Raw genomic sequence first — 26,221 nt, forward strand, 5'->3', positions numbered from 1 at the left:
CACTGGCACACCCAAGCCCCCAGAAACCGCACCAGAGGTCTCCCGTGGACAACGAGAACCTGAGCGCACCGACAACCCTGTACCGTCCGGAATTCGAGAAAGACAACTGCGGCTTCGGCCTCATTGCCCATATGGACGGCGAGCCCAGCCACTGGCTGGTGGACACCGCCATCAAGGCCCTGGCCCGCCTGACCCACCGTGGCGCCATCGCCGCCGACGGCAAGAGCGGCGATGGCTGCGGCCTGCTGATCACCAAACCCGACCGTTTCTTGCGCGCCGTGGCCCAGGAGGCCGGTATCCGGCTGGGCGAGCGGTACGCGGTGGGCTCTGTCTTTCTCAGCCGCGACGACGCCTCCGCTGCCCGTGCCCGCCAGACCCTGGAAGACACCCTGGCCGAGCAAGGGCTGGAGCCGGCCGGCTGGCGCGAGGTGCCGGTGGACACCGAGGCCTGTGGCGAAGAGGCGCTGGCCACCCTGCCGCGTATCGAGCAGCTGTTCGTCAACGCCGGTGCGGAGATGGACGAGCAGGCACTGGAGCGGCGGCTTTTCATCGCCCGCCGCCAGGCCGAGAAGGCCCTGAGCGATGACCCGGCGTTCTACGTACCCAGCCTCTCGGCCCGGGTCCTCTCCTACAAGGGCCTCGTGCTGCCCGAGAACCTGCCCGTGTTCTACCGCGACCTGCAGGACGAGCGCCTGGCCAGCTCCATGGCGGTGTTCCACCAGCGCTTCTCCACCAACACCCTGCCGCAGTGGCGGCTGGCCCAGCCCTTCCGCTATCTGGCCCATAACGGCGAGATCAACACCATCCAGGGCAACCGCAACTGGGCCAACGCCCGCTCGCACGTCTTCGAGACCGAGCTGCTGGACATGGCCGAGGTGCGCCCGCTGGTGAACACCGATGGCTCGGACTCCTCCAGCCTCGACAACATGCTGGATGTGATGCTCAACGGCGGCATGGACATCTTCCGCGCCATGCGCCTGCTGGTGCCGCCGGCCTGGCAGAACGTGGACAGCATGGACCCGGACCTACGGGCCTTCTACGAATACAACTCCATGCACTTCGAGCCCTGGGACGGGCCAGCCGGCATCGTGCTCACTGACGGCCGCCACGCCGCCTGCGTGCTGGACCGCAACGGCCTGCGCCCGGCCCGCTGGGTGATCACCGACGACCGCCACATCACCCTGGCCTCGGAGGTAGGCGTCTGGGACTACGCGCCGGAACAGGTGGTCGCCAAGGGCCGACTCAAGCCGGGCGAGATGCTGGCCGCGGACACCCACACCGGCGATCTACTGCAGCCGGCCGACATCGACCAGCGGGTAAAAAGCGCTCAGCCCTACAAGCAGTGGCTGAAAAGGCACATGCGGGAGCTGGGCTCCAGTCTGCCCAACGGCACTTCGCCCCGGCGCGCGAGCCTCAATGACCGTGAACTGGACACCTACCAGAAGCTCTTCAACGTCAACTTCGAGGAGCGCGACCACATCATCAAGGTGCTGGCCGAGAGCGGCCAGGAGACCGTGGGCTCCATGGGGGACGACACCCCGCTGCCGGTGCTCTCGCGCAAGATCCGCTCGCCGTTCGACTACTTCCGCCAGCAGTTCGCGCAGGTCACCAATCCGGCCATCGACCCGCTGCGCGAGCGCATCGTCATGTCGCTGGAGACCTGCATCGGCCGCGAGCGCAACCTGTTCCAGGAAAAGGAAGAATACGCCAAGCGGCTGACCGTGGACTCGCCCGTGCTGTCGGACGACAAGTTCACCGCGCTGCTGGCCCTGGGCGATCGGGATCCGGATTACCGCCACGTGCGGATCGATCTCAACTATGACCCCGACCAAGACCTGAAGAGCGCCATCGAGGCGGTCTGCGACCAGGCCGAACAGGCCGTGCGGGACGGCACCGTGCTGGTGGTGTTGTCCGACCGGACGATCACCCGGGACCAGCTGCCGATCCATGCCGCCCTGGCGACGGGCGCGGTCCACCACCGCCTGGTGGCCCGCGGCCTGCGCTGTGACGCCAACATCGTCGTGGAGACCGGCACCGCCCGCGACCCGCACCATTTCGCGGTGCTGGTGGGCTACGGCGCGACCCTGGTCTACCCCTATCTCGCCTACGACTGCGTGGCCCAGATGGCGCGCAGCGGCCGGATCGATAACCAGAACATCGCCGAGCTCCTGCGCAACTTCCGCAAGGGCATCAACAAGGGGCTGTACAAGATCTGCTCCAAGATGGGCATCTCGACCATCGCCTCCTACCGCGGCGCGCAGCTTTTCGAGGCCGTGGGCCTGCACCAAGAGGTGGTCGATCTCTGCTTCACCGGCACCACCTGCCGCATCCAGGGGACCCACTTCGAGGACCTGGAGGCGGACCAGAAGGCGCTGGCGGCCAAGGCCTGGCGGCCCTCCCAGCCCATCGAGCAGGGTGGCCTGCTCAAGTTCGTGCACGGCGGCGAGTACCACGCCTACAACCCCGATATCGTCGCCTGGCTGCAACGCTCGGTGGAGTCGGGTCGCTACGAGGACTACCAGCACTACGCCAAGCTGGTGAACGAGCGGCCGGCGGCGGTGCTGCGCGATCTGTTCAAGGTCAAGGAGGCGCCGCAGGCCCTGCCCCTGGAGGAAGTGGAGCCGGAAGAGGCCATCCTGCCGCGCTTCGATTCCGCCGGCATGTCCCTGGGGGCCCTCTCCCCGGAGGCCCACGAGTCCCTGGCCATGGCCATGAACCGCCTCGGCGGCCGCTCCAACTCCGGCGAGGGGGGCGAGGACGAGGAGCGCTACGGCACCGACCGGGTCTCCAAGATCAAGCAGATCGCCTCCGGGCGCTTTGGCGTCACCCCCCACTACCTGGTCAACGCCGAGGTGCTGCAGATCAAGGTGGCCCAGGGCGCCAAGCCCGGCGAGGGCGGCCAGCTGCCCGGCCACAAGGTCAACGAGATGATCGCCCGCCTGCGCTACTCCAAGCCGGGCGTGGCGCTGATCTCGCCGCCGCCCCACCACGATATCTACTCCATCGAGGACCTGGCGCAGCTCATCTTCGACCTCAAGCAGGTCAACCCGGAGGCGCTGGTCTCGGTGAAGCTGGTGGCCGAGGCCGGCGTGGGCACGGTGGCCGCCGGGGTGGCCAAGGCCTACGCGGATCTCATCACCATCGCCGGCTACGACGGCGGCACCGGCGCCAGCCCCCTCACCTCGGTGAAGTACGCCGGCGGCCCGTGGGAGCTGGGCCTGAGTGAGACCCACCAGACCCTGCGCCAGAACAACCTGCGCGACAAGGTGCGCCTGCAGACCGACGGCGGGCTGAAGAGCGGCCTGGACGTGATCAAGGGCGCGATCCTGGGCGCCGAGAGCTTTGGCTTTGGTACCGCGCCGATGGTGGCCATGGGCTGCAAGTACCTGCGCATCTGCCACCTGAACAACTGTGCCACCGGTGTGGCCACGCAGCAGAAGGTGCTGCGCCTGAAGCACTTCATCGGCACCCCGGACAAGGTGATGAACTTCTTCCGGTTCGTCGCCCGGGAGACCCGCGAGTGGATGGCCCGGCTGGGCGTACGCCGGCTGGAGGACCTCATCGGCCGCACCGACCTGCTGGAGATCCTGCCCGGTGACACCCCGCGCCAGCAGCGCCTGGACCTGCGCCCCATCCTCTCCGACTGGGGCCTGGCCGAGGACAAGCCGCAGTTCTGCCTCAGCGAGCGCAACGTCCCCTACGACAAGGGCGAGCTGGCCGAGCAGATGGTCCGCGACGCCCTGCCGGCCATCGAATCCAAGGCCGGAGGCACCTTTGAGTACGCGGTCAAGAACAACAACCGCTCCATAGGGGCACGGCTCTCAGGCGAGATCGCCCGCCGCCACGGCAACCAGGGCATGGCGGACAAGCCCATCACGGTGCAGCTGAGCGGCTCGGTGGGCCAGAGCTTCGGCGTCTGGAACGCCGGCGGCCTGAACCTGGACCTGGAGGGTGACGCCAACGACTACGTGGGTAAGGGCATGGCCGGCGGGCGGCTAACCCTGCGCCCGCCCCGGGGCAGCCGCTTCGACACCCGCGAGACCCCCATCATGGGCAATACCTGCCTGTACGGGGCCACCGGCGGTAAGCTGTTCGCCGCCGGCCTGGCCGGCGAACGGTTCGCGGTCCGTAACTCCGGCGCCACCGCGGTGGTGGAGGGCGTCGGCGACCACGGCTGCGAATACATGACCGGCGGCGTGGTCTGCGTGCTCGGCGGCACCGGGCTCAATTTCGGGGCCGGCATGACCGGGGGCATCGCCTTCGTGCTCGACCAGGACAACCGCTTCGTCGACCGCTACAACCACGAGCTAATCGACATCAACCGGCTGGTGTCCGAGAACCGACAGGCCCACCGCGAGTACCTTCGCCGCCTGCTCAGCGAGTACGTGGAAGCCACCGATAGCGCCTGGGGCCACGAGGTGCTGGACAACTTCCGCGACTACGTGAATCGGTTCTGGCTGGTGAAGCCCAAGGCCGCCGACATCAACACCGTCCTGGACACCCTGCGCCAGGCCGCCTGATTGCGTCCACGCCCCCGGGCGGACACCGCCCGGGGGCCGCGAACACGGATCACGAGCTATGTCCAACGTCTTTCAGTTTCTCGAGGTACCGCGTCAGGATCCGGACAAGGAGCGCGCCGAAGTCCGGGCCCGGCAGTTCAAGGAGATCTACCGCCAGTTCGACCCGGAGGTCGCCTCGGCTCAGGCCGCCCGCTGCCTTGACTGCGGCAACCCCTGGTGCGAGTGGAAGTGCCCGGTGCACAACTACATCCCGCACTGGCTGCGGCTGGTCGCCGAGGGCAACCTGTTTGAGGCGGCGGAGTTGTCGCACAAGACCAACTCCCTGCCCGAGGTCTGCGGACGGGTCTGCCCCCAGGACCGGCTCTGCGAGGGCGCCTGCACCCTCAACGATGGCTTCGGCGCGGTGACCATCGGCTCGGTGGAGAAATACATCACCGACGAGGCGGTGAAACAGGGCTGGCGCCCAGACCTGTCCGGCGTGGTGGCCACCGGCAAGAAGGTGGCCATCGTCGGCGCCGGCCCTGCCGGGCTCGGCTGTGCCGACATCCTCGCGCGCAATGGGGTCCGCCCGGTGGTGTTCGACAAATACCCCGAGATCGGCGGCCTGCTTACCTTCGGCATCCCGCCCTTCAAGCTGGAGAAGGAGGTCATCCGCACCCGGCGCGAGATCATGGAGGGCATGGGGGTGGAGTTCCGCCTCAATACCGAGATCGGAAAGGACATCGAATTTCAGCAACTGGTGGACGACTACGACGCCGTCTTCCTGGGTATGGGCACGTACACCTATATGCGCGGCGGCTTCCCGGGTGAGGACCTGCCCGGGGTGTACGAGGCGCTGCCCTTCCTGGTCTCCAACATCAACCGCCTGATGGGTTTCCAGCAGGACAACGGCGACTACATCGACATGAAGGGCAAGCGCGTGGTGGTCTTGGGCGGCGGGGACACCGCCATGGACTGCAACCGCACCTCCATCCGCCAGGGCGCCCGGTCGGTGACCTGCGCCTACCGCCGGGATGAGGCCAACATGCCCGGTTCCCGCCGCGAGGTGGCCAACGCCAAGGAGGAGGGCGTGGAGTTCCTCTGGAACCGTCAGCCGGTGGAGATCGTCGGCGACGAGAAGGTGGAGGGGGTCAAGGTGGTGCGCACCCAGCTCGGCGCCCCGGACGAGCGTGGCCGCCGGCGGCCCGAGCCGGTCCCGGGTTCCGAGGAAGTGATCCCGGCCGATCGGGTGCTGATCGCCTTCGGCTTCCGCCCCAGCCCCGCCCCCTGGTTCGAACAGTTCGGCATCAGCACGGACGAGCGCGACCGGGTAACCATCGCCAAGGGCGGCCAAACGCCCTGGGGCCAGACCAGCAACGAGAAGGTCTTTTCCGGCGGCGACATGGTGCGGGGCTCCGACCTGGTGGTCACCGCCGTTTTCGAGGGCCGCCAGGCCGCCGAGGGGATCCTCGACTACCTGCAGGTCTGACCTCCCGGGGGGCACATGCACCGTCACTGGGGGACTGGGCCACCCTCCGCCGTCACTGGGGGGCCGGCCCACCCCCACCGCCACCACGAGCGCGGGCCCGCCGCTACGTCACTGCGGGCGCGAACCCGCCCCACCGTCACCGCGGGCGTGAACCCGCCCCACCGTCACTGCGGGCGTGAACCCGCCCCACCGTCACTGCGAGGAGCGAAGCGACGTGGCAGTCTACCGCCCTGGATCGCCACGGGCCTTCGGCCCTCGCGATGACGAGGGGAAAGCCTTCGGCCCTCGCGATGACGGGGGTGCCCCGTTCCTCGCTGATTCGCGCCCGCGCAGCGGGGGGTCGGGCTCGCGATGACGGGGTTCGGGGCCGCTGCGCGTCCACACGCCCTGGCTCGAGATGGTATCCTCTCCCCAGATCCCCAACGGGAGTTTCCAGGTGTCCGTACTCAAGAACGACAGACTGCTACGCGCCCTGCAGCGCCAGCCGGTGGACCGCACGCCCGTCTGGATGATGCGCCAGGCCGGTCGCTATCTGCCCGAATACCGCGAGCTGCGCGCCCAGGCCGGCAGCTTCATGAAACTGGCCGGCACCCCGGAGCTGGCCTGCGAGGTCACCTTGCAGCCACTGCGCCGTTTTCCGCTGGATGCGGCCATCCTGTTCTCGGACATCCTCACCATCCCCGATGCCATGGGCCTGGGGTTGCGCTTCCTGCCGGGCGAAGGGCCGGTGTTTGATCACCCGGTACGCAGTGCCGCCGACATCGAACACCTGCCGGTCCCCGACCCGGAGGATGAACTGCGCTACGTGACGGACGCCGTGCGCCTGATCCGCCGGGAGCTGGACGGCGAGGTCCCGCTGATCGGCTTTGCCGGCAGCCCCTGGACGCTGGCCACCTACATGATCGAGGGCGGCAGCTCCAAGGACTACCGCCGCTGCAAGGCCATGCTCTACGACGAGCCGGAACTGCTGCATCGGTTGCTGGACAAGGTGGCCCAGGCCACCACGGCCTATCTCAACGCCCAGATCGCCGCCGGCGCCCAGGCCATCATGATCTTCGACTCCTGGGGCGGAGCGCTGGCCCACGATGCCTACCGACTGTTCTCACTGGCCTATATGGAGCGCATCGTACGCAACCTCACCCGGGAGGCGGACGGCCGCCACGTGCCGGTGGTGCTGTTCACCAAGGGTGGTGGCCAGTGGCTGGAGGCCATGGCCGCCACCGGCTGCGACGGCCTCGGCCTGGACTGGACCACGAACCTGGGCCAGGCCCGAGACCGTGTCGGTGATCGTGTCGCCCTGCAAGGCAACCTGGACCCCTGCGTGCTCTACGCCTCACCCGAGACCATCCGCAACGAGGTGGCGCGGGTGTTGGCCGACTACGGCCCGGGTCCGGGCCATGTCTTCAACCTTGGCCACGGCATTCATCCGGCCATCCCGCCCGAGCATGCCGGCGCCATGATCGACGCCGTCCACCAACTCAGTCCGCGATACCATGAGCAGCAGGCGGAGGCGAGCAGCCTCACCCAGGGCTAGGAAACCCCGGATACGCACCCTCTCCGCCGGCGTGATCGTGCTTCGCCGCCAGCACGACGGCTGGCGGGTGCTCATGCTGCGCGCGTGGCAGTACTGGGACTTCCCCAAGGGCAAGGTGGAGCCCGGCGAGACCCCCTTCGAGGGCGCCCTGCGCGAGGTGGAGGAAGAGACCGGAATCACCTCCCTCGAGTTCGCCTGGGGCCTGGGCTTCACCGAGACCGGCCCCTACGCCCGCGGCAAGGTGGCCCGCTATTACATCGCGCGGACCGAGACCCGCCAGGTGAAGCTGGGCATCAACCCCGATCTCGGCCGACCGGAGCACCATGAGTTCCGCTGGCTACCCTTGAACAAGGCCCGCGCCCTGGCCGCTCCCCGTGTCTGCCGGGTCCTCGATTGGGCGGAAAAGGTCCTGGAGCACGGCCACACCCCCCCGGTGGAGGACACCGACGCCGAACGCCGGCGGTGATCCCCGGTCCAACGCTCCGGCACCATCGGATTCCACCCGGGCAGCGAGGAGGTTGCATGCTGGACGCCATCAAACGCTATTTCAGCGGCCACATCGCCCAGGCCGCCGAGGCCGAGAGCCCAGACGAGCACGCCGTGCACCTGGCGGCCGCGGCGCTGTTACTGGAGATGGCACGCATGGATGGGAGCCTGCACAGCGGCCAACGGCAGGCCGCAGAGGCGGCCGTGCGCGAGAAGCTGGGCCTCAGTGACCAGGAGACCCAGGAGCTGATGCGCCTGGCCGAGGCGGAGCTGAACGACGCCATGGACTACTTCCAGTTCACCTCACTGATCAAAGACCACTTTGACTACGGCCAGCGGGCGCGGCTGATTGAATACCTCTGGACGGTGGCGCTCGCCGACGAGCGGCTGCACCATCACGAGGAGTACCTGGTCCGGAGGATCGCCGAGTTGATCTACGTCCGCCACGCCGACTTCATCAACGCCCGGCTGCGCGCTGAACGCCAGCAGGACGCCACCCCGGGCGGGCCCTGAGCCCTCAGCGCTCCAGTACCCCGTTATCCGGCCAGACCAGGCGCATCTGGCGGACGATCTCCGCCTCCGCCACCTCCGGAAAGGCCTCGGCAAAGATCTCACACAGCGTCCGCCGGGCAGGCTCGTCCAGCTTCGGGCATTTGCGCCGCACCACCAGACAGGCGTTGACCACCGCATCACGCCAGCGCTGCTCAGCCACCGGCATCCCCTGCGGGAAGTCCGCCAGGAACAACCGCTGCTCGATGCGCTCCGCCTCCAACTCCCGCCCCAGCAGGTCCCGCCGCAACGCCTCGGCGGACTCCTCCAGCCCGCGGGGTGGATGCTTTTTCAGGTGCCGCCGCAGGGCCCGCAGCGGCTCAATCACCTCCCGGTCCCACTCCTGGGCCCGGCGGATGGCGGCCTCCATCTCGGTGGCGCCGAGCCGCCCCCAGCCCTCGCGGCCGAACCACAGCGCCGCCAGCAGCAGGCTGACCGAGAGCCCGTAGCGGGCCTGCAGGCGCAGGCAGGCCGGCTCCACCCCGGGCAGGCGGTAGAAGCGCACGGAGAAATCCCAAAGATCATCAGCTTGGCTCATCGCGGCTCCCTTGGCTGAGGCCATAACGGGTTAGGGGCATTGGCAGGCGGCCTGCGCGGTCGACGCCGGCATCGAGCGCTATTGTCCCGGGCTTGCGCCCATAAGAAAAGGGCCGCCCCCGAAGGAGACGACCCTTGCGTGTACGCCCATGGTAAGGGCGTAATGCTTACATGGTCTTGACGGTCTGGATCATGCCGTTGACCACCTTCTGCGCGTCGCCGAAGACCATCCGGGTCTTCTCGTCGAAGAACAGATGGTTCTCGACGCCGGAGAAGCCGGCACCACGGCCACGCTTGACCACCAGGACGTTGTCGGCCTCGTCCACGTCCAGGATCGGCATGCCGTAGATCGGGCTGCTCTCGTCGGTCTTGGCGGCGGGGTTGACCACGTCGTTGGCGCCGATGATCAGCACCACATCGGTGCTGGCGAACTCGGCGTTGATCTCCTCCATGTCGAAGATCTTGTCGTAGGGCACCCCGGCCTCGGCCAGCAGGACGTTCATGTGGCCCGGCATACGGCCGGCCACCGGGTGGATGGCGAACTTCACCTCCACGCCCTGCTCTTCCAGCAACTCGACCATCTCCCAGACCTTGTGCTGGGCCTGGGCCACCGCCATGCCGTAGCCAGGCACGATGATGACCTTCTCGGCGAAGCCCATCATGTAGGCGGCGTCGTCCGGACCCACCTCCTTCATCTCGCCCTCGGGGCCTTCACCGCCGGCATCCGGCGACGCACCGAAGCCGCTGAACAGCACGTTAGTGATCGGGCGGTTCATGGCCTTGGCCATCAGGTGGGTCAGCAACATACCGGCGGCCCCCACCACGATACCGGCGATGATCAGGGCCGGGTTGCCCAGCACATAGCCCTTGAAGCCGACCGCGAGACCGGTGAGGGCGTTGAGCAGGGAGATGACCACGGGCATGTCGGCACCACCGATGGGCGTGGTGACGAATATGCCCACCAGGAAGGCGGCCACGAAGAACAGGAAGATCGGCCAGCCGGTGCCGGCGAAGAACACCCAGATGCCCAGTAGTACGGTGGCGATGGCCAGGGCGATATTGACCCACTGGTGGCCGCTGACCAGCTTGTTACGCTTCATGCGGCCATCGAGCTTGGCCCAAGCAATCACCGAGCCGGAGAAGGCCACGGTACCGATGACCGCACCCAACAGCGCCAGGATGGCCACATCAATGCCCATCCAGGCACCGATGCTGCCGGCGTCCACCAGCCGCAGCGCCGCGTCCATGGGCAGATTGTGGCTGGCCGCGACTGCCGCGGCCTCATCCTGCGCCACGGTGTGCAGCTCCCGCTGGGCCTTGGCCAGGGAGACCGCCGCGATCAGGCCGGCGGAGCCGCCGCCCAAACCGTTGTAGATGGCCACCATCTGCGGCATGTCCGTCATCGCCACCTTCTTGGCGGTGACGTAGGCGAAGGCGCCGCCGATGGCGATAGCCAACAGGATGAGCACGTAGTTGGTGGTGCCCACGATGACCGGCTCGAAGAAGGTGGCCACGGTGGCGATCACCATGCCCACGCCGGCCCAAATGATGCCCTTGCGGGCGGTCAGCGGCGAGGCCATGGCCTTCAGGCCAAGGATGAAGAGCAACGCCGCTGCAAAATAACTGAACTGGATCACGAGAGTCATTTACTTGGCTCCCTGCTTCTTGTCCTTGTCGCTGGTTTTGAACATCTCCAGCATGCGTTCGGTCACCACGTAACCGCCGACGGCGTTACCGGCGCCCAGTAGGACGGCCAGAAAGCCCAGGGCCTGCTCCAGCGGCGTCTGGGCCATACCCAGGGCCGCCATGGCACCCACCACAACGATGCCGTGCACGAAGTTCGAACCCGACATCAACGGGGTGTGGAGGATGACCGGCACCCGGCTGATGACCTCGTAACCGGCCACCGCCGAGAGCATGAAGACGTAGATGGCGATGACGCCCGTCATACCTTCGATCATGACTTCTCTCCTTCCAGACGCTCACGGGTGGGGCCGTGCTTGACCTCACCGCCGTGGGTCAGGCAGCTGTCGGCAATGACCTGGTCGTCCCAGTTCAGGTGCAGCTCCCCGTCCTTGATCAGCAGGGTCAGCAGGTTGTAGAGGTTGCGCGAGTACATCTCGCTGGCGTGGATGGCCACCGAGCTGGGCACGTTCTTGGGGCCAACGATGAGCACCCCGTTGTGGTCCACGTCCTTGCCGGCCTGGGTGAGTTCGCAATTGCCCCCGGTCTCGGCCGCCAGGTCGACGATGACCGCACCGCGCCCCATACGCTCCACCGTGGCCTTGTCGATGATCTTGGGCGCCGGACGGCCCGGAATGGCCGCGGTGGTAATCACCGCGTGGGACGCCGCGATATAGTCGGCGAGCACCTCGGCCTGCTTTTTCTTTTCCTCGGCGGTGAGTTCACGGGCGTAACCGCCCTCACCCTCGGCCTTGACGCCGGTGTCGACAAACTTAGCGCCCAGCGATTCCACCTGCTCAGCGGTGGCCGAGCGCACATCGTAGGCGTTGACCTGGGCCCCGAGCCGGCGGGCGGTGGCGATGGCCTGCAGCCCCGCCACCCCGGCGCCGATCACCAGCACCTTGGAGGGGCGGATGGTGCCCGCCGCCGTGGTCAGCATGGGGAAGAAGCGCGGGCTGCGCTCAGCCGCGATCAGCACCGCCTTGTAGCCGGAGATGGCCCCCTGCGAGGAGAGCGCGTCGATGGACTGAGCGCGGGAGATGCGGGGCACCAGCTCCATGGACAGGCTGGTAATCTTGCGCTTGCACAGCTCCTTGATGCGGCTGTCGCCCTCGTGCGGCGTCATGTAGCCCATCACGACGGTGCCCTCGCGCATCATGCCCACCTCCTTCTCGGTGGGCGGCTGCACCTTCAGGACCACATCGGCCTGGCCCAGCAGCTCCTCCTCGGAGTCCACCAGGGTGACGCCTTTGTAGTCCGCATCGTCAAAGCCGCTCTCGAGACCAGCTCCCTTCTGCATGAGGAGCTCTACCCCAAGTTTCTCGAACTGCCGTAGTGCCGCCGGGGCGAGTGCCACGCGCCGCTCACCCGGGCGGGTCTCCCTTGGCACGGCTACTTTTACTGCCATGGTTTATGCTCCCATTGGTTCCGCGCCACTGCGCGGTGTTCTGGTTCTAAGAGTTTGGTTTCCCCAACAATCTTTGTCGGACAGAACCGGAGATTTCAACTCTTGCCAGCGATGCCTGCCACTGCAATGTGGCATGCGGAACCGACGAATGCTAGCGGAAAGGCAACGCCATGTGAACCTTGGCCGCTGTCGCCGTCCGCGACACATCGTCACAACCTGGGCGATCCGCGGGCCCATACCCAGCATAGCCGGTGACCCGGGTGAGCCCCGCTGGCAACCCCCTGCCGATCCCGCCCCATCCGGATTCATCGGCCTGAAACACCGAGCCGGCAGAATCCCGGCAGGCGTCGTCCGGGGGCGAAAATCTTGAACCCGATCGTGATTTCTGCAATAAAGGGGCCAGGATGCGACGCTCAAGCCTGTAACCCGAGGGGGCTGGCGTGAACTTACTGGCGCACCGCATACTGCGCACCGATGTATCCGGCATGCCGCTGGAGTGGATCGACTACCAGGAGGCCGCGAGGCTTTACTACCTGGAACAGGTGGTGTATTCGGTCGGGCGCAGGCTGTATCGGATCTGGGGCGGTTTCAATGCCCGAAGCGGGCTGAGGAGCCACCTGGACCTGCACAGTATTGTCGCCACGGAAGGCACTCGGCAGGCTCACTTCAAAGGACGCCCCGGCTACATCCCCCCCCTCAACAACCAGACCCTCTTCCGCCGCGACGACCACTTCTGCCTCTACTGCGGCGACCGCTTCCCCGACAGCCTGCTCTCGCGCGATCACGTCACCCCGGTGGCCCAGGGCGGCGCGGACCACTGGAACAACCTGGTGACGGCCTGCAAACGCTGCAACAACCACAAGGGGGCCCGGACGCCGGAAGAGGCCGGGATGGAGCTGTTGGCGGTGCCGTTCACACCCACCCACGCCGAGTATGTCTATCTGCAGGGCCGGCGCATCCTAGCCGACCAGATGGAGTTCCTGCGGGCCCATTTTCCCCGCTCCAGCCCGTTGCGCGAGCGCTGGAGCCGCTACACCTGAGCCGTTCTCAGCCGCTCGCCCGCATGCGCAGCGTCTCGTAGCCGTTGTCCTCCAGGCGGGCGCGGATACGATCCAGCCGCTCGCCGTCGTCGAAGGGCCCGACCTGGACCCGGTGACGCACCTGGCCGCCGTCAAGTTCCACCCGCTGGATCCGGGCCTCCACCCCCAGCAGCGCCAGGTTGGCGCGCATCCGCTCGGCATCCGACGCCCGCCGGAAGGACCCCGCCTGCAGCAGGTAACGGTAACCCGGCTCCACCTCCGTGGGCCGACGGCTGACCTCCGGGGCCTCACCCGGCACCTCGCGGGCACGATCGGCCTCGGCCCGGCCCGCATCCGGGTGGTCCGCCTCCGGGACGGCCACCTCCTCCTCCGGCAGCAGGGTGTAGAACTCAAAGCGGGGCCGCTGCTGCGCCGGCTCTGGTTCCGGCTCAGCCACCGGGCCCCGGGGTTCACCGACCGCGCCGGTGTTATCAGGCTCACCGATGCTGATATTCAGCCGGCCGTCCTGATGCGCCTCCCAGGCCAGCACCAGCCCGGCACCCAGCACCACCCCCACCAGCAGCAACGCCCAACCGGGGGCGCCACCACCGCCAGCCGATCCGGTGGCCTTGCTACGGCGTCGCGGCGCCTGCGGCGTGGCCCCACGAGTCGACTTCTTGCGCGGCCGCTGTGCCATGGTCACATACGCTCCGGGGCCCTCACGCCCAACAACTCCAGCCCGTTCCGCAGCACCTGGCGGGTCGCGGCCACTAGGCAAAGGCGGGCGTCCCGCAGGGCCGCGTCCTCGACGATAAACTGATGGGCGTTGTAGTAGGTGTGCAGGGCATTGGCCAGGTCACGCAGGTAGGCGGCCACCTGGTGCGGCTCATGGGCCTGAGCGGCGGACTCGATGACCTCGGGGTAGCGCCCCAGCTCGGTGACCAACGCCTGCTCGTGATCCTCGCCCAGCCGGTCGAGGGCGTCCAGCCCCCGTGCCCGATCCCAGACCAGGCCCTTCTCATCCAACTGACGGAAGACGCTGCAGATGCGCGCATGGGCATACTGCAGATAGTAGACGGGATTGTCCGAGGACTCGGACTTGGCCAGCTCCAGGTCGAAATCCATGTGTTGCTCGGGCTTGCGCATCACATAGAAGAACCGGGCGGCATCGTCCCCCACCTCGGCGCGCAATTGGCGCAGGGTGACAAACTCACCGGAGCGGGTGGACATCTGCAACCGCTCCTGGCCCCGATAGAGGATGGCGAACTGCACCAGCCGCACGGACAGGCGCTGCTCGTCCTCACCAAAGGCCGCCAGCGCGGCCCGCACCCGCGGCACGTAGCCGTGGTGATCGGCGCCCCAGACATCCACCAGCTGGTCAAAGCCGCGCTGCAGCTTGTCCAGGTGGTAGGCCACGTCAGAGGCGAAATAGGTGGTCTGGCCATTCTCCCGGCGCAGCACCCGGTCCTTGTCATCGCCGAAGGCACTGGAGCGGAACCACAGGGCGCCGTCCTGCTGATAGGTGTGCCCCGCCTCGGTGAGCCGGGCCAGGGCCCGCTCCACCTGCCCCGACTCGGTCAGCGAGCGCTCCGAGTACCAATTCTGGTAGGTAACGCCGAAGCCCTCGAGGTCATCGCGGATATCAGCCAGGATACCGTTCAGGCCCTGCTCGAAGACCTGACGGTAGCCGGCCTCACCCAGCAACGCCCGGGCACGGCGCACCAGGGCGTCGATGTGCTGCTCCCTGTCCCCGCCCTGCGCCGCATCCGGCGGCAGGTCGGCCATCACCCGGTCGGCCGGGTGGCGCAGGGCATCGCCGACCTGCTCCGCCAGGCCGGTGGCGATCTCCCGCACGTAATCGCCCCGGTAGCCGTTGTCGGGGAACCGCACCGGCTCACCGCACGCCTCCAGGTAACGCAACCATACCGAGGCGGCCAGGATGTCCATCTGCCGCCCCGCGTCGTTGACGTAATATTCCCGATAGACGTCGTAACCGGCCGCCGCCAGCAGGTCGGCCAGCGCCGCGCCGAAGGCGGCGCCACGACCGTGCCCCACGTGCAGCGGGCCGGTGGGGTTGGCGGAGACAAACTCCACCATGACCCTGCGCCCCGCGCCCAGGTCGCTGCGGCCGTAGTCCCCCGCCTGGCTCAGGGCCTGACGCACCGGCGCCCAGGCAGCCTGGGGCGTTAGGATGAAGTTGATAAAGCCGGGGCCGGCGATCTCGGCCCGGTCGATGTACTCGGAGCCGGGCAGCGCGCCCACCAGCGCCTGGGCAATCTCCCGGGGCTTGCGCCGCGCCGCGCGCGCCAGCATCATCGCCGTGTTGGCCGCATAGTCGCCGTGGGCCCGGTCGCGGGCCCGTTCCACCTGGATGTCCACCTCGGTATCCGGGGGCAGGAACCCCTGTTCACACAGGCGGCTCACGGCCTGTTGCAGGCAATGGGCGATGTGCTTTTTCATGCGGCGAGTCCGTTGCTGGGCAGTTGAATCGAAAAGGATTGGCGGGCGCAGTCTAACCGGCCGTTGCCCGGCCATGAAGCACCCCGTCGTGGAAGCGCCCTACTATACCAGCCGGCGCCGCGTTGCGCCGCACCAGACACCCCGCCATGAGCCAACGCAAGATCATCCACGTGGACATGGATGCCTTCTACGCCTCGGTGGAGCAGCGCGACCGGCCCGGGTTGCGCGGCCGCCCGGTGGTGGTGGGCGGCGACCCCAACGGCCGCGGCGTGGTGGCCGCCGCCAGCTACGAGGCCCGCCGCCACGGCATCCACTCGGCCATGCCCGCCTGGCGTGCCGCCCGCCTCTGCCCGGACGCGGTCTTCCTGCGCCCACGGTTCGATGTCTACCGCTCGATCTCGGCGCAGATCCAGGCCCTGTTCCGGGAATACACCCCGCTGGTGGAGCCGCTGTCGCTGGATGAGGCCTATCTGGATGTCAGCGACTGCCCGCGGCGGGGCGGCTCGGCCACCCTGATCGCCCGGGAGATCCGCGCCCGCATCCACGAGCAGACGGGCCTGACCGCCTCCGCCGGGGTCTCCTGCAACAAGTTCCTGGCCAAGATCGCCTCCGATCTGGACAAACCGGACGGCCTCCACGTCATCCCCCCGGAGCAGGCCGAGGCCTTCGTGGCGGCGTTGCCGGTGGGGAAGATCCACGGCGTCGGCCAAGCGACCCGGCAGAGGATGGAGCGGATGGGGGTCCGCACCGGTGCCGACCTGCGGCGCTTGACCCTGCTGGAGCTGCAGCGCGCCTTCGGCAGCCGGGCACGCTTCTATTACGAGCTGGCTCGGGGACGGGATGAGCGGCCGGTACGCCCCCGCCGGGAACGCAAGTCGGTGGGCGCCGAAACCACCTTCGGCGAGGACCTCAACAACCCGGCGGAGATGCTGGAACGCATGGCCCCGCTCGCCGACAAGGTGGCCGCCAGCCTGCACCGCCGGGGGCTGGCCGGGCGCACGGTCACGCTGAAGGTGAAGTATCACGACTTCCGCCAGATCACCCGCAGCCTGAGCGGGCGCCCGGTGCAGTCCGCCGATGAGATCCGGGCCCGGCTCCCGGCCCTGTTGCAGGACACCGAGGCCGGCGACCGGCCGGTGCGGCTGCTGGGGGTGACGGTCTCGGGCCTGGTCACCGTTACCCCGGACCAGGCCCGTCAGCTGGCCCTATTCTGAGGCCGGCCGCCCGACGGAGGCATCGCGCCCGCGCAGCCAACCGCCCAGGTCCGCCAGCAGGCCGTACACCGTGCCCCCCACCACCATAACCACGAATACGAAGGCCGCGGTGATACCGACGCCCTCCCAGAAATGCTCACCGGTCATGAGACCGGCCGCCACCAGCAGCCAGCGCACCAGCAACAGCCCCAGCGCCGCGGCCACCATGCCCAGGCCGTAGAGCAGGGCGCCCTTGATCTCCTCGCTGCTGGAACCGGCCTCACCGCCCGGCTGCTGTTCGTCCGCCATCGCCCACCTCGCGCCGATGAACCACTATCTGAGGCCAGATTAGCACAGCGGGGACGGGCCCTTTACAATCCGTGGCAGGTGCCGGGCGCGGAGCCGGGGCGGCGAGTGCCGTCAGGCCGACTTTTGCGCACCGAGCAACGCAGGGAAAAATCGGATGAAGCGCGTGCCTGTTCGAGCGAAGCGAGTTCACGCGCGCCGATTTTTCCCGAGTAGCGCAGGGCACCCCGAAGGGGTGCGCAATCGGAGGCCTGACGGCACTCGCCGCCCCGGCTCCGCGCCCGGCACCTGCCACCCCACGAGGACACCACAGGCTCAGGGCAGCTATGAACGACCGCCTGATCACCCCGGACGCCTCCGGCGAGGACGAGGCCATCGACCGCGCCATCCGGCCGCGCCGGCTCACCGACTACATCGGCCAGCCGGTGGTGCGCGAACAGATGGAGATCTTCGTGCACGCCGCCCGTGGCCGCGGCGAGGCCCTGGACCACACCCTCATCTTCGGCCCCCCTGGCCTGGGCAAGACCACCCTGGCGCACATCATCGCCAACGAGATGGGGGTGAGCATGCGCCAGACCTCCGGCCCGGTGCTGGACAAGCCGGGCGACCTCGCCGCCCTGCTCACCAACCTGGAGCCCCACGACGTCCTCTTCGTGGACGAGATCCACCGCCTGTCCGCCGTGGTGGAGGAGGTCCTCTACCCCGCGATGGAGGACTTCCAGATCGACATCATGATCGGCGAGGGCCCGGCGGCCCGCTCAATCAAACTCGACCTCCCCCCCTTCACCCTGGTGGGCGCCACCACCCGCGCCGGCCTGCTCACCTCGCCCCTGCGCGACCGCTTCGGCATCGTCCAGCGGCTGGAGTACTACAACGTCGCCGACCTGTCCGGCATCGTGAAACGCTCGGCGCACCTGCTCAACCTCTCCATTGACGAGACCGGCTGCCAGGAGATCGCCGGCCGCGCCCGCGGCACCCCCCGCATCGCCAACCGCCTGCTTCGCCGGGTGCGCGACTATGCCGAGGTCCGCGCGGACGGCCACATCAGCGGCGAGGTGGCCCACGCCGCCATGGAACTGCTGAACGTGGACCGCAACGGCTTCGACGAGCAGGACCGCCGCCTGCTCCTGGCCATCATGGAGAAGTTCGATGGCGGACCGGTGGGCCTGGACAGCATCGCCGCCGCCATCGGCGAGGAGCGCGGCACCATCGAGGACGTGGTCGAGCCCTATTTGATCCAGCAGGGCTACCTCATGCGCACCCCGCGGGGGCGCATGGCCACCCGCAACGCCTGGCTGCACTTCGGCCTCAACCCGCCACGACAGCCGGACACCAGCCCCGACCTTTTCCAGGACGCGCCGCCTGTCGGCAGAGAACGATGAGCACCGCCGCCGAGCTCCTGGCCGCTGCCCGCCAACTCGAGGCCCTGGGTCTGAACCAGGGCACCGCCGGCAATCTCAGTGTGCGCAGCGGCGACGGCCTCTGGATCACCCCCTCAGCCCTGCCCTTGGAGGGCCTGGCCCCGGAGGACATGGTCTACCTGGGGCTCGACGGCCGGTCGCAAGGACGACACCGGCCCTCCTCGGAGTGGCGCTTCCATCGGGACATCCTGGCCGCCCGCCCCGAGGTCGGGGCGGTGGTCCACAGCCACGCCCCCTACGCCACCACCCTCGCCTGCCAGCGCCGGCCGGTACCGGCGTTCCACTACATGGTGGCGCTGGCAGGCGGCCACGACATCCGCTGCAGCGATTACGCCACCTTCGGCACCCAGGCCCTGTCCGAGGCCACCCTTCGGGCATTGGAGGGGCGCCGGGCCTGCCTGCTGGCCAATCACGGCATGATCGCGCTGGGCGCGGACCTGCCCGCCGCGCTGGACCTGGCGCGGGAGGTGGAATACCTCTGCCGGCTCTACCACCAGACCCTGCAGACCGGCCGCCCACGGCTGCTCGATCGCGAGGAGATGGACCGCGTGCAGGTGCGATTCCAGGACTACCGCCGGCACTGACCGCCAACCCGCCCACACCGTGCCGCACTGGGCTACTCTGAGAGACAGAGTGGCCCAACCAGACCACATCACAAAAAAACCAGCACGTTGGGAGGAAGCGGAATGGTCTACGCCGTCGACCGGGAGCACGAGGAACTCATCCAGGTAGTCGTCGACCAAGTGGAACAGCGCTGGCCCCGGGAGCGGGCAGACGATGTAGCCGCCTTCCTGCGCCTGTACTATGAGGACGCCTCCCCCGAGGACCTGACCCAGCGCAATCCTGCCGACCTCTACGGCGCCGCCATCTTCCATTGGCAGCTGGCACAGAAACGCCGCCCGGGCATCCCCCTCATCCAGGTCTATAACCCGTCACCGGAACGCCACGGCTGGGAGTCGACCCACACCATCGCCCAGGTGGTCACCGATGACATGCCTTTCCTGGTGGACTCCCTGTCCCTGGCGATGAACCGCCTGGGCCTCACCCTGCACCTGGTGATCCACCCGGTCATGGAGGCCACCCGCGACGGCAACGGCCGGCTCCAGGCCGTCCGGGCACTGGACCCGGACGCCCAGGCCGTTCAAGGCGCCGAGGCCTTCATGCACTTCGAGGTGGACCGCCAGTCCGGCGACGAGGCGTTGAACGCCCTGCGCGAAGAACTGGAAAAGGTCCTGCGAGCGGTTCGCCACGCCGTGGAGGACTGGCAACCCATGCGTGAGCGCATGCGCCGTTGCATCACCAATCTCAAACGCAATCCGCCGCCCGAGAACGACGACGACCTGAGCGAGGTCTGCGACTTCCTGGACTGGCTGTCGGACAACCACTTCACCTACCTGGGCTACCGCAAGTACGACCTGCGCGAGGAGCGCGGCGAACTGCAGCTGCGTCCCCAGCGGGAGACCGGCCTGGGCATTTTGCGCGACCGCGAGGGTGGCCGCTCCACCAGTTTCTCCACCCTGCCGGCAGCGGTCCGGCGCAAGGCGCTGGAGCCCTGCCCGTTGGTGATCACCAAGTCCAACTCCCGCTCCCTGGTCCACCGGCCGGGCTACATGGACTACATCGGCATCAAGCGCTACGACCGCAACGGTAAGGTCATCGGCGAACACCGATTCCTGGGGCTGTACACCTCCGCCGCCTACAACCGTAACCCGCGCGCCATCCCGCTGTTACGCCAGCGCATCCAGCGGGTGATCGACCGCTCCGGGCTGCACCCGCGCAGCCACGCGGGCAAGGCGCTGGTCAACATCATGGAGACCTACCCCCGCGACGAGTTGTTCCAGATCAGCACCGACACGCTCTACCGTACGGTGCTGGGTATCCTCCACCTGCAGGAACGCCAGCGGGTGCGGCTGTTCGCGCGCCACGACGACTACCAACGGTTTGTCTCCTGCCTGGTGTACGCCCCGCGCGAGCGCTACAACACCGAGGTGCGCGAGCAGATGCAGGCCATCCTGCAGGAGGAGCTGGGCGGCACCCGCAGTGAGTTCACCGTGCAGTTGTCCGAGTCGGTGCTGGCGCGCATCCACTTCATCATCCGCCTGGACCGCCCGGGCATCCCCGAGTACGACACCGCGGCGTTGGAGCGGCACCTGGCCGCCACCATGCGTTCCTGGCGCGACGACCTGCACGATGCGCTGGTGGAACACTTCGGCGAGGAGGTCGGCAACGCCCTGCACACCCGCTACGGGCGCGCCTTCAGCGCCGCCTACCGCGAGGACGTCTCGCCGCGCACCGCCGTGCTGGACGTTTCGCGCATGGAGCGCCTGGAGGCGGGCGATCTGGCCATGAGCCTCTACCGGGCGCTGGAGGCACCGCCGGACGAGCTGCGGCTCAAGCTGCTCAAGCTGGGCGACCCGATCGTGCTTTCCGACGCCCTGCCGGTGCTGGAGAACATGGGCGTCGAGGTGCTGGACGAGCGACCCTACGAGGTCCGTCCGGCGGATCGGCCCACCGGCTGGATGCACGACTTCGGTCTTCGCTACCCGGGCGCCGAGGACCTCAACCTCGATACCGTGCGTGAGCCCTTCCAGGAGGCCTTTATCCGCGTCTGGCACGGGGAACTCGAGGACGACGGCTTCAATCGCCTGATCCTGGCCGCCCGGCTCAAGCCCCGCGAGGTAGTGATCCTCCGCGCCTACTGCAAATACCTGCGCCAGGCCGGCACCCCCTTCAGCCAAAGCTATATCGAGGACACCCTCAGCCGTAACGCCGAGATCGCCCGGCTGCTGGTGCGGATGTTCCGCGCCCGCTTCCACCCGCGGTATCAGGACGCCCGACGCGAGGCCCGCCTGGCCACCGAGATCGACACCGCGCTGCGCGACGTGGCGAGCCTCGACGAGGACCGCATCCTGCGCCGCTACCTGGCCGCCATCCAGGCCACCCGCCGGACCAGCTACTACCGCGGCGTGGCGGCGGGCGAACCGGTAGAGCACATCGCCTTCAAACTCAGCCCCGAGACCATCCCCGGCGTGCCGAGGCCCCACCCCTGGGCGGAGATCTACGTCTACTCACCGCGGGTGGAGGGGGTGCACCTGCGGGGCGGGCCAGTGGCCCGGGGCGGGCTGCGCTGGTCGGACCGGCGTGAGGATTTCCGCAGTGAGATCCTGGGCCTGATGAAGGCGCAGACGGTGAAGAACGCGGTGATCGTACCGGTGGGCGCCAAGGGCGGGTTCGTAGTCAAACGCCATCTTCAGGACCGCGAGGCCATGGCCGACGAGGTACGCCGCTGCTACCAGGGCTTCATCCGCGCCCTGCTCGATGTCACCGACAACCGGGTGGCCGGCGAGCTGCAACCACCGCCGGAGGTGGTGCGCCATGACGCCGACGACCCCTACCTGGTGGTGGCGGCGGACAAGGGGACGGCCACCTTCTCCGACCTGGCCAATGCCATCGCCGCTGAGTACGACTTCTGGCTGGGCGATGCCTTCGCCTCCGGTGGTGCCCACGGCTACGATCACAAAAAGATGGGCATCACCGCCCGCGGTGCCTGGGAGGCGGTCAAGCGCCACTTCCGCGAACTGGGCCGGGATATCCAGAACGAGCCCTTCACGGTCGCCGGCATCGGCGACATGTCGGGCGATGTGTTCGGCAACGGCATGCTCCTCTCCCGCCACATCCGCCTGGTGGCGGCCTTCGACCACCGCCACATCTTCATCGACCCCGACCCCGATGCCGAAACCGGCTACGCGGAACGGGAGCGCCTGTTCCGCCTGCCCCGCTCCTCCTGGGCGGACTACGACAAGGCCCTCATCTCCGAGGGTGGCGGGGTATGGCCGCGCAGCGCCAAATCCATCCCCCTGACTCCGCAGGTCCGCCAGGTGCTGCAGATCGATGCCCAGCAGCTCACCCCAGCGGAGCTGATCCGCGCCATTCTCGCCGCCCCCCTGGACCTGCTCTGGAACGGCGGCATCGGCACCTATGTGAAGGCCAGCGCCGAGAGCCACACCGATGTGGGCGACCGCAGCACCGAGGACACCCGCATCGATGCCAGCGAGCTGCGGGTCAAGGTCTTCGGCGAAGGCGGCAACCTGGGGATCACCCAGCGCGGCCGCATCGAGTTCGCGCGCCGCGGCGGGCATATCAACACCGACGCCATCGACAACTCCGGTGGTGTCGACTGCTCCGACCACGAGGTCAACATCAAGATCCTGCTCAAGGAGGTGGTGGACGACGGCGACCTCACCGTCAAGCACCGCAACCAGTTGCTCGAGGACATGACCGAATCGGTGGCCGAGTTGGTGCTGGCGGACAACTACGCCCAGACCGGCGCCCTGTCACTGGCGGAAGCCGCCGCCCCGGAGTTGCTCAACGAGCAGGTCCGCTTCATCCGCCGGCTGGAGCGGGACGGTCGGCTGAACCGCCGACTGGAGGCACTACCCGACGAGGAAGAGCTGGCCGAGCGGGCCGCCGCCGCACAGGGCCTTACCCGGCCGGAGACAGCGGTGCTGCTGGCCTACGGCAAGATCGTCGCCCAGGAGGCCCTGGCCCACTCCGATCTGCCGGAGGAGGCCTGGCTGCAGGACGTGTTGCACGCCTACTTCCCCGCCCCGATCCGTGAACGCTGGGGTGACCGGATCGCCAGCCACCGGCTGCGCCGGGAGATCATCGCCACCCAGGTGGCCAACCTGTTGATCAACCGCCTGGGGCCCACCTTTTTCTTCCGCATGGGGGAGAAGGCCAGCGCCCCCGCCGACGCCGTGACCCGGGCGGCCTACGCGGCGATGGAGGTCTTCGCCCTGGACGGTCTGTGGCGGGCGGTCTGCGCCCTGGACACCCGGGTGGCGGCCAGCCACCAGCGGACGATGCTCAGCACCGTGCAGGCACTGCATGAGCGGGCCACGCTCTGGCTGCTGCGCAACCTGGGCACGCGACTGGACATCGGCGAGACCGTCCAGCGCATGCAACCCCAGGTGGCCAACCTGCAGCCCCGGCTGCTGGCCCTGCTACCAATACAGGACCGCGAGGAGCTGGAGGGCCGTGCCGGGACCCTGGCGTCCGGGGACGTCCCCGCGGAACTAGCGCGCCAGGCGGGCACCCTGGAGGCGCTCTACCCCGCGCTGGACCTGGTCAAGGTGGCCCAGGAGACGGACTGCGACCTGGAGCGGGTGGCCGCACTCTACTTCGGCCTGGCCCAGCAGCTGGGGCTGGATTGGCTACGCCGTGCCATCACCAGCTTCGTCCCGGCCGACGCCTGGCAGGAGCGGCTACGCCTGGGCCTGGAAGAGGACTACTACCAGCATCTGCGCGAGCTGACCCGCGACCTGGTGCGCGACAGCGACCCGGCGGCCGCACCAGAGGAGTGTCTGTCGCAGTTCCTCAGCGACTTCGGCCCGGCGGTGGACCGGGTCGAGCAGCTGCTCTCGGAGCTGCGCTCGGTGGGCCACGTGGAGCTGCCGATGCTGGCGGTGACCACCCAGGAGCTGAAGAACCTGGCCCAGGCCGGGGCGGCCTCCGGGCCTTGATGCGCCCCGTGCACCGGCACCCGCCCCGGTCACTCAAACGCAGTGTGCGGCCATCAGCGGCACTCGCATCTCCGCGCCGCTGGTGCCGCCATGCACCCCGATCTGGGAGAATGGCTCATCGCCGCTGAGCCGCTGGTGGATCACCCGGTTGTCACGCATCACCAGCACATAGTCGCCCAACCGCCCCGACAGCCGGGGGTGGGCCGGGCCAGGCCCCAGCCACCCCGCCTGCAGCAATTCCCCAGGGGTGTGGACATCACACCAGCCCGCAAGCGGCCCCTGCACGTAGTTGAGGAAGTCCTCCTCCCGCCCCGGGCGGACATAGCAATAGGCGGCCCGGGGCTCACCGCAGATGGGCAGCGCCAGGGTCTCCTCCAGCGCGGGATGGTCGGCCACCTCCAGCACCCCGTCCGGGGTGATGTCGATAAGCCCGTGGTCGGCGGTGACCAACAACAGGGTGTCGGTGCCGGCCAGCTCCCGGCGCAGCTCGTCGAAGGCGGCGTCCAGGGCGGCGAAGTGGGCCTGGACCTCGGTGCTGGCCATCCCGTATTGGTGGGCCAGGCTGTCCAGGCGGGGCCAATAGGCATAGATGTACTGGCGCCCGCCCGCCGACTGCACCAGCCCCGCCACCGTGTCGACATAGTCCGCCAGGTCCGCCACCCCGTGCCGCCAGGCCAGCCCCCCGGTGGCCAGGTTGTAGGTGGAGTCGGCGATCTCCGCCGGCATCACCAGGTGGGTCTCAGCGTCGAGCAGATTGGCCAGCGGCGGCTGCTCCAGCACCCGCACGGCGTCCGGATCCACCTCGGCGATGGACTCACGGGTGACCCGGTCGCGGAAGGGCAGTATGGTGCAGACCCGGCCCAGCTCCTCCAGGTACATGTGCCAGCCGGTGACCCCGTGCTGGCGCGGGGTCAAGCCGGTGGCAAAGCTGGTCACGGCGATGGCGGTGGCGGAGGGGAAGACCGAGGTGAGTTCGCCCAGCAGGTGTTGGCGCAGCAAGGCATCGCGATGCCCGGCCAGATACTCATAGCCCAGCCCGTCCAGCATCAGCAAAACCACGTGGCGGGCCCGGCCGATCTGATGCGCCGGCAGCAGTCGCGCCTCCGGGATGCCAATCCGCGGCGCCCCCAGGCCCCGGCTGATGCTGGCCATCAGATTGACGATGCTGCCGCCGCGATAATCGGGCAAGATCATACCTTCATCCCCTTCTGCCGCCACGGTGCCTACAGTGGCAGTATGTGACACATTCCGGTATCCACTGAATTTATGACTGAAATACTCAGACTAAACAAGACGGAACGCGGTGACGGCCCGCCGCTGCTGATCCTGCACGGCCTCTACGGCTCCAGCGCCAACTGGTCCCGGCACGCCCGCTGGCTGGCCGAGCGCCACCGGGTCATTCTGCCGGACCTGCGCAACCACGGTCGCTCACCCCACCACCCACGGATGGACTATCCGGCCATGGCCGCCGATCTGGTCCAGCTGCTGGACGACTGCGGCTGCGCACAGGCACTGGTGATGGGCCACAGCATGGGCGGCAAGGCCGCCATGGCCCTGGCCCTGGAGCATCCGGAGCGCGTCTCCGGGCTGGTGGTTGCCGATATCGCCCCGGTCGACTACGGCACCGAGGACCACGGCCACGACGGTATACTGGCCGCCATGGCCGGGGTGGACCTGGACGGCATCAGCCACCGTGAGCAGGTGGATACCGCCCTGGCTGAAGCGGTGGACAGCCCCATGGTGCGCCAGTTCCTGCTCACCAACCTGCAGCGGGGCGAGCAGGGCTGGGAGTGGCGCATCCCGGTGGCGATCCTGCGCCAGGCGCTGCCCACCCTGATGGGGTTCCCCGACTATGACGGCCAGTACGCCGGACCGGCGCTGTTTATCCACGGCGAGCGCTCGGGCTACGTGCAGGCGGCACAGACGGACGCCATCCGCCGTCTCTTCCCGCACGCCGAGATCACCGCCGTGGCCGGGGCCGGCCACTGGCTGCACGTGGAGCAACCGGAGCGCTTCGCCGAGGCCCTGGACGCCTGGCTGCGCCGACGCTGACCGGCGGGCGCCGGTCCGTACTCCGCAACCTGACGCTCACCCTCCGAGATCCGACAGGAACAC

Annotated in this window: 19 protein-coding genes; 11 read left to right on the plus strand and 8 right to left on the minus strand. The window is 68.4% G+C overall.

Annotated features, from left to right (window positions below; translation table 11 throughout):
* The first annotated feature begins 44 nt into the window (after positions 1-44).
* The 5 genes from gltB to MLG_RS13995 all read left to right on the plus strand — a co-directional run bounded on the left by gltB (position 45) and on the right by MLG_RS13995 (position 8,521).
* On the plus strand, positions 45-4,520 hold the full coding sequence (gene gltB / locus MLG_RS13975) for a glutamate synthase large subunit (protein ID WP_011630496.1): 4,476 nt from the start codon (positions 45-47) through the stop codon (positions 4,518-4,520).
* A gap of 58 nt (positions 4,521-4,578) precedes the next feature.
* The gene (locus MLG_RS13980; protein WP_011630497.1) at positions 4,579-5,988 is read left to right on the plus strand and encodes a glutamate synthase subunit beta; all 1,410 of its coding nucleotides are present in this window, start codon (positions 4,579-4,581) and stop codon (positions 5,986-5,988) included.
* A gap of 436 nt (positions 5,989-6,424) precedes the next feature.
* Positions 6,425-7,522, plus strand: coding sequence for a uroporphyrinogen decarboxylase (gene hemE / locus MLG_RS13985; RefSeq protein ID WP_011630498.1), 1,098 nt, complete (start codon positions 6,425-6,427; stop codon positions 7,520-7,522).
* Positions 7,482-7,988 (plus strand): NUDIX domain-containing protein, encoded by a 507-nt coding sequence (locus MLG_RS13990; protein ID WP_049753612.1) that lies wholly within the window; start codon positions 7,482-7,484, stop codon positions 7,986-7,988. The genes hemE and MLG_RS13990 overlap by 41 nt, the downstream gene beginning before the upstream one ends.
* 56 nt (positions 7,989-8,044) lie before the next feature.
* Entirely contained in the window at positions 8,045-8,521 is a 477-nt protein-coding gene (locus tag MLG_RS13995) for a tellurite resistance TerB family protein (protein ID WP_011630500.1), read from the plus strand.
* A gap of 4 nt (positions 8,522-8,525) precedes the next feature.
* Here the strand turns inward: MLG_RS13995 and MLG_RS14000 are convergent, their stop codons facing one another.
* The 4 genes from MLG_RS14000 to MLG_RS14015 form a co-directional block, all read right to left on the minus strand.
* Complete coding sequence (locus tag MLG_RS14000) at positions 8,526-9,095, minus strand: TIGR02444 family protein (RefSeq protein WP_011630501.1); 570 nt, start codon at positions 9,093-9,095, stop codon at positions 8,526-8,528.
* Positions 9,096-9,261: 166 nt separating this feature from the next.
* Positions 9,262-10,740, minus strand: coding sequence for an NAD(P)(+) transhydrogenase (Re/Si-specific) subunit beta (locus MLG_RS14005; protein WP_011630502.1), 1,479 nt, complete (start codon positions 10,738-10,740; stop codon positions 9,262-9,264).
* Positions 10,741-11,055, minus strand: coding sequence for an NAD(P) transhydrogenase subunit alpha (locus tag MLG_RS14010; protein WP_011630503.1), 315 nt, complete (start codon positions 11,053-11,055; stop codon positions 10,741-10,743).
* Positions 11,052-12,185, minus strand: a complete 1,134-nt coding sequence (locus MLG_RS14015; RefSeq protein ID WP_011630504.1) for a Re/Si-specific NAD(P)(+) transhydrogenase subunit alpha — start codon at positions 12,183-12,185, stop codon at positions 11,052-11,054. Before MLG_RS14015 ends, MLG_RS14010 begins: the two co-directional genes overlap by 4 nt.
* Before the next feature lie 485 nt (positions 12,186-12,670).
* Here MLG_RS14015 and MLG_RS14020 point away from each other — a divergent pair, with 485 nt between their 5' ends.
* The gene (locus MLG_RS14020; protein ID WP_049753694.1) at positions 12,671-13,225 is read left to right on the plus strand and encodes an HNH endonuclease; all 555 of its coding nucleotides are present in this window, start codon (positions 12,671-12,673) and stop codon (positions 13,223-13,225) included.
* Positions 13,226-13,232: 7 nt separating this feature from the next.
* Here MLG_RS14020 and MLG_RS14025 read toward each other — a convergent pair whose 3' ends face one another.
* Together MLG_RS14025 and argS are read right to left on the minus strand one after the other, a co-directional pair.
* The gene (locus MLG_RS14025; protein ID WP_011630506.1) at positions 13,233-13,901 is read right to left on the minus strand and encodes an SPOR domain-containing protein; all 669 of its coding nucleotides are present in this window, start codon (positions 13,899-13,901) and stop codon (positions 13,233-13,235) included.
* Positions 13,902-13,903: 2 nt separating this feature from the next.
* Complete coding sequence (argS, locus tag MLG_RS14030; RefSeq protein WP_041718087.1) at positions 13,904-15,664, minus strand: arginine--tRNA ligase; 1,761 nt, start codon at positions 15,662-15,664, stop codon at positions 13,904-13,906.
* A 122-nt stretch (positions 15,665-15,786) separates the two neighbouring features.
* On the opposite strand from argS, the gene dinB reads away from it, so the two are divergent.
* Positions 15,787-16,878, plus strand: a complete 1,092-nt coding sequence (gene dinB, locus MLG_RS14035) for a DNA polymerase IV (RefSeq protein WP_269490047.1) — start codon at positions 15,787-15,789, stop codon at positions 16,876-16,878.
* Here dinB and MLG_RS14040 read toward each other — a convergent pair.
* The gene (locus MLG_RS14040; protein WP_011630509.1) at positions 16,870-17,166 is read right to left on the minus strand and encodes a hypothetical protein; all 297 of its coding nucleotides are present in this window, start codon (positions 17,164-17,166) and stop codon (positions 16,870-16,872) included. The two genes, dinB and MLG_RS14040, sit on opposite strands and share 9 nt — an antisense overlap.
* Before the next feature lie 323 nt (positions 17,167-17,489).
* Here MLG_RS14040 and ruvB point away from each other — a divergent pair, with 323 nt between their 5' ends.
* The 3 genes from ruvB (at position 17,490) to MLG_RS14055 (ending at position 24,106) form a co-directional block, all read left to right on the plus strand.
* Positions 17,490-18,545 carry a Holliday junction branch migration DNA helicase RuvB gene (ruvB, locus tag MLG_RS14045; RefSeq protein ID WP_011630510.1) on the plus strand — a complete coding sequence of 352 codons (1,056 nt, stop codon included), beginning with the start codon at positions 17,490-17,492 and terminating at the stop codon, positions 18,543-18,545.
* Positions 18,542-19,168 (plus strand): class II aldolase/adducin family protein, encoded by a 627-nt coding sequence (locus MLG_RS14050; protein WP_011630511.1) that lies wholly within the window; start codon positions 18,542-18,544, stop codon positions 19,166-19,168. Before ruvB ends, MLG_RS14050 begins: the two co-directional genes overlap by 4 nt.
* A 102-nt stretch (positions 19,169-19,270) precedes the next feature.
* The gene (locus MLG_RS14055; RefSeq protein ID WP_041718088.1) at positions 19,271-24,106 is read left to right on the plus strand and encodes an NAD-glutamate dehydrogenase; all 4,836 of its coding nucleotides are present in this window, start codon (positions 19,271-19,273) and stop codon (positions 24,104-24,106) included.
* A 33-nt stretch (positions 24,107-24,139) separates the two neighbouring features.
* Here MLG_RS14055 and MLG_RS14060 read toward each other — a convergent pair whose 3' ends face one another.
* A complete protein-coding gene (locus MLG_RS14060; protein WP_011630513.1) occupies positions 24,140-25,300 on the minus strand; it encodes an alkaline phosphatase family protein in 1,161 nt (386 codons plus the stop codon).
* 72 nt (positions 25,301-25,372) lie between these two features.
* Between MLG_RS14060 and MLG_RS14065 the strand changes: the two genes are divergently transcribed.
* Positions 25,373-26,158 carry an alpha/beta fold hydrolase gene (locus tag MLG_RS14065; protein ID WP_011630514.1) on the plus strand — a complete coding sequence of 262 codons (786 nt, stop codon included), beginning with the start codon at positions 25,373-25,375 and terminating at the stop codon, positions 26,156-26,158.
* Positions 26,159-26,221: the final 63 nt, after the last annotated feature.

It is taken from the genome of Alkalilimnicola ehrlichii MLHE-1, assembly GCF_000014785.1.
Taxonomy (GTDB): domain Bacteria; phylum Pseudomonadota; class Gammaproteobacteria; order Nitrococcales; family Halorhodospiraceae; genus Alkalilimnicola; species Alkalilimnicola ehrlichii.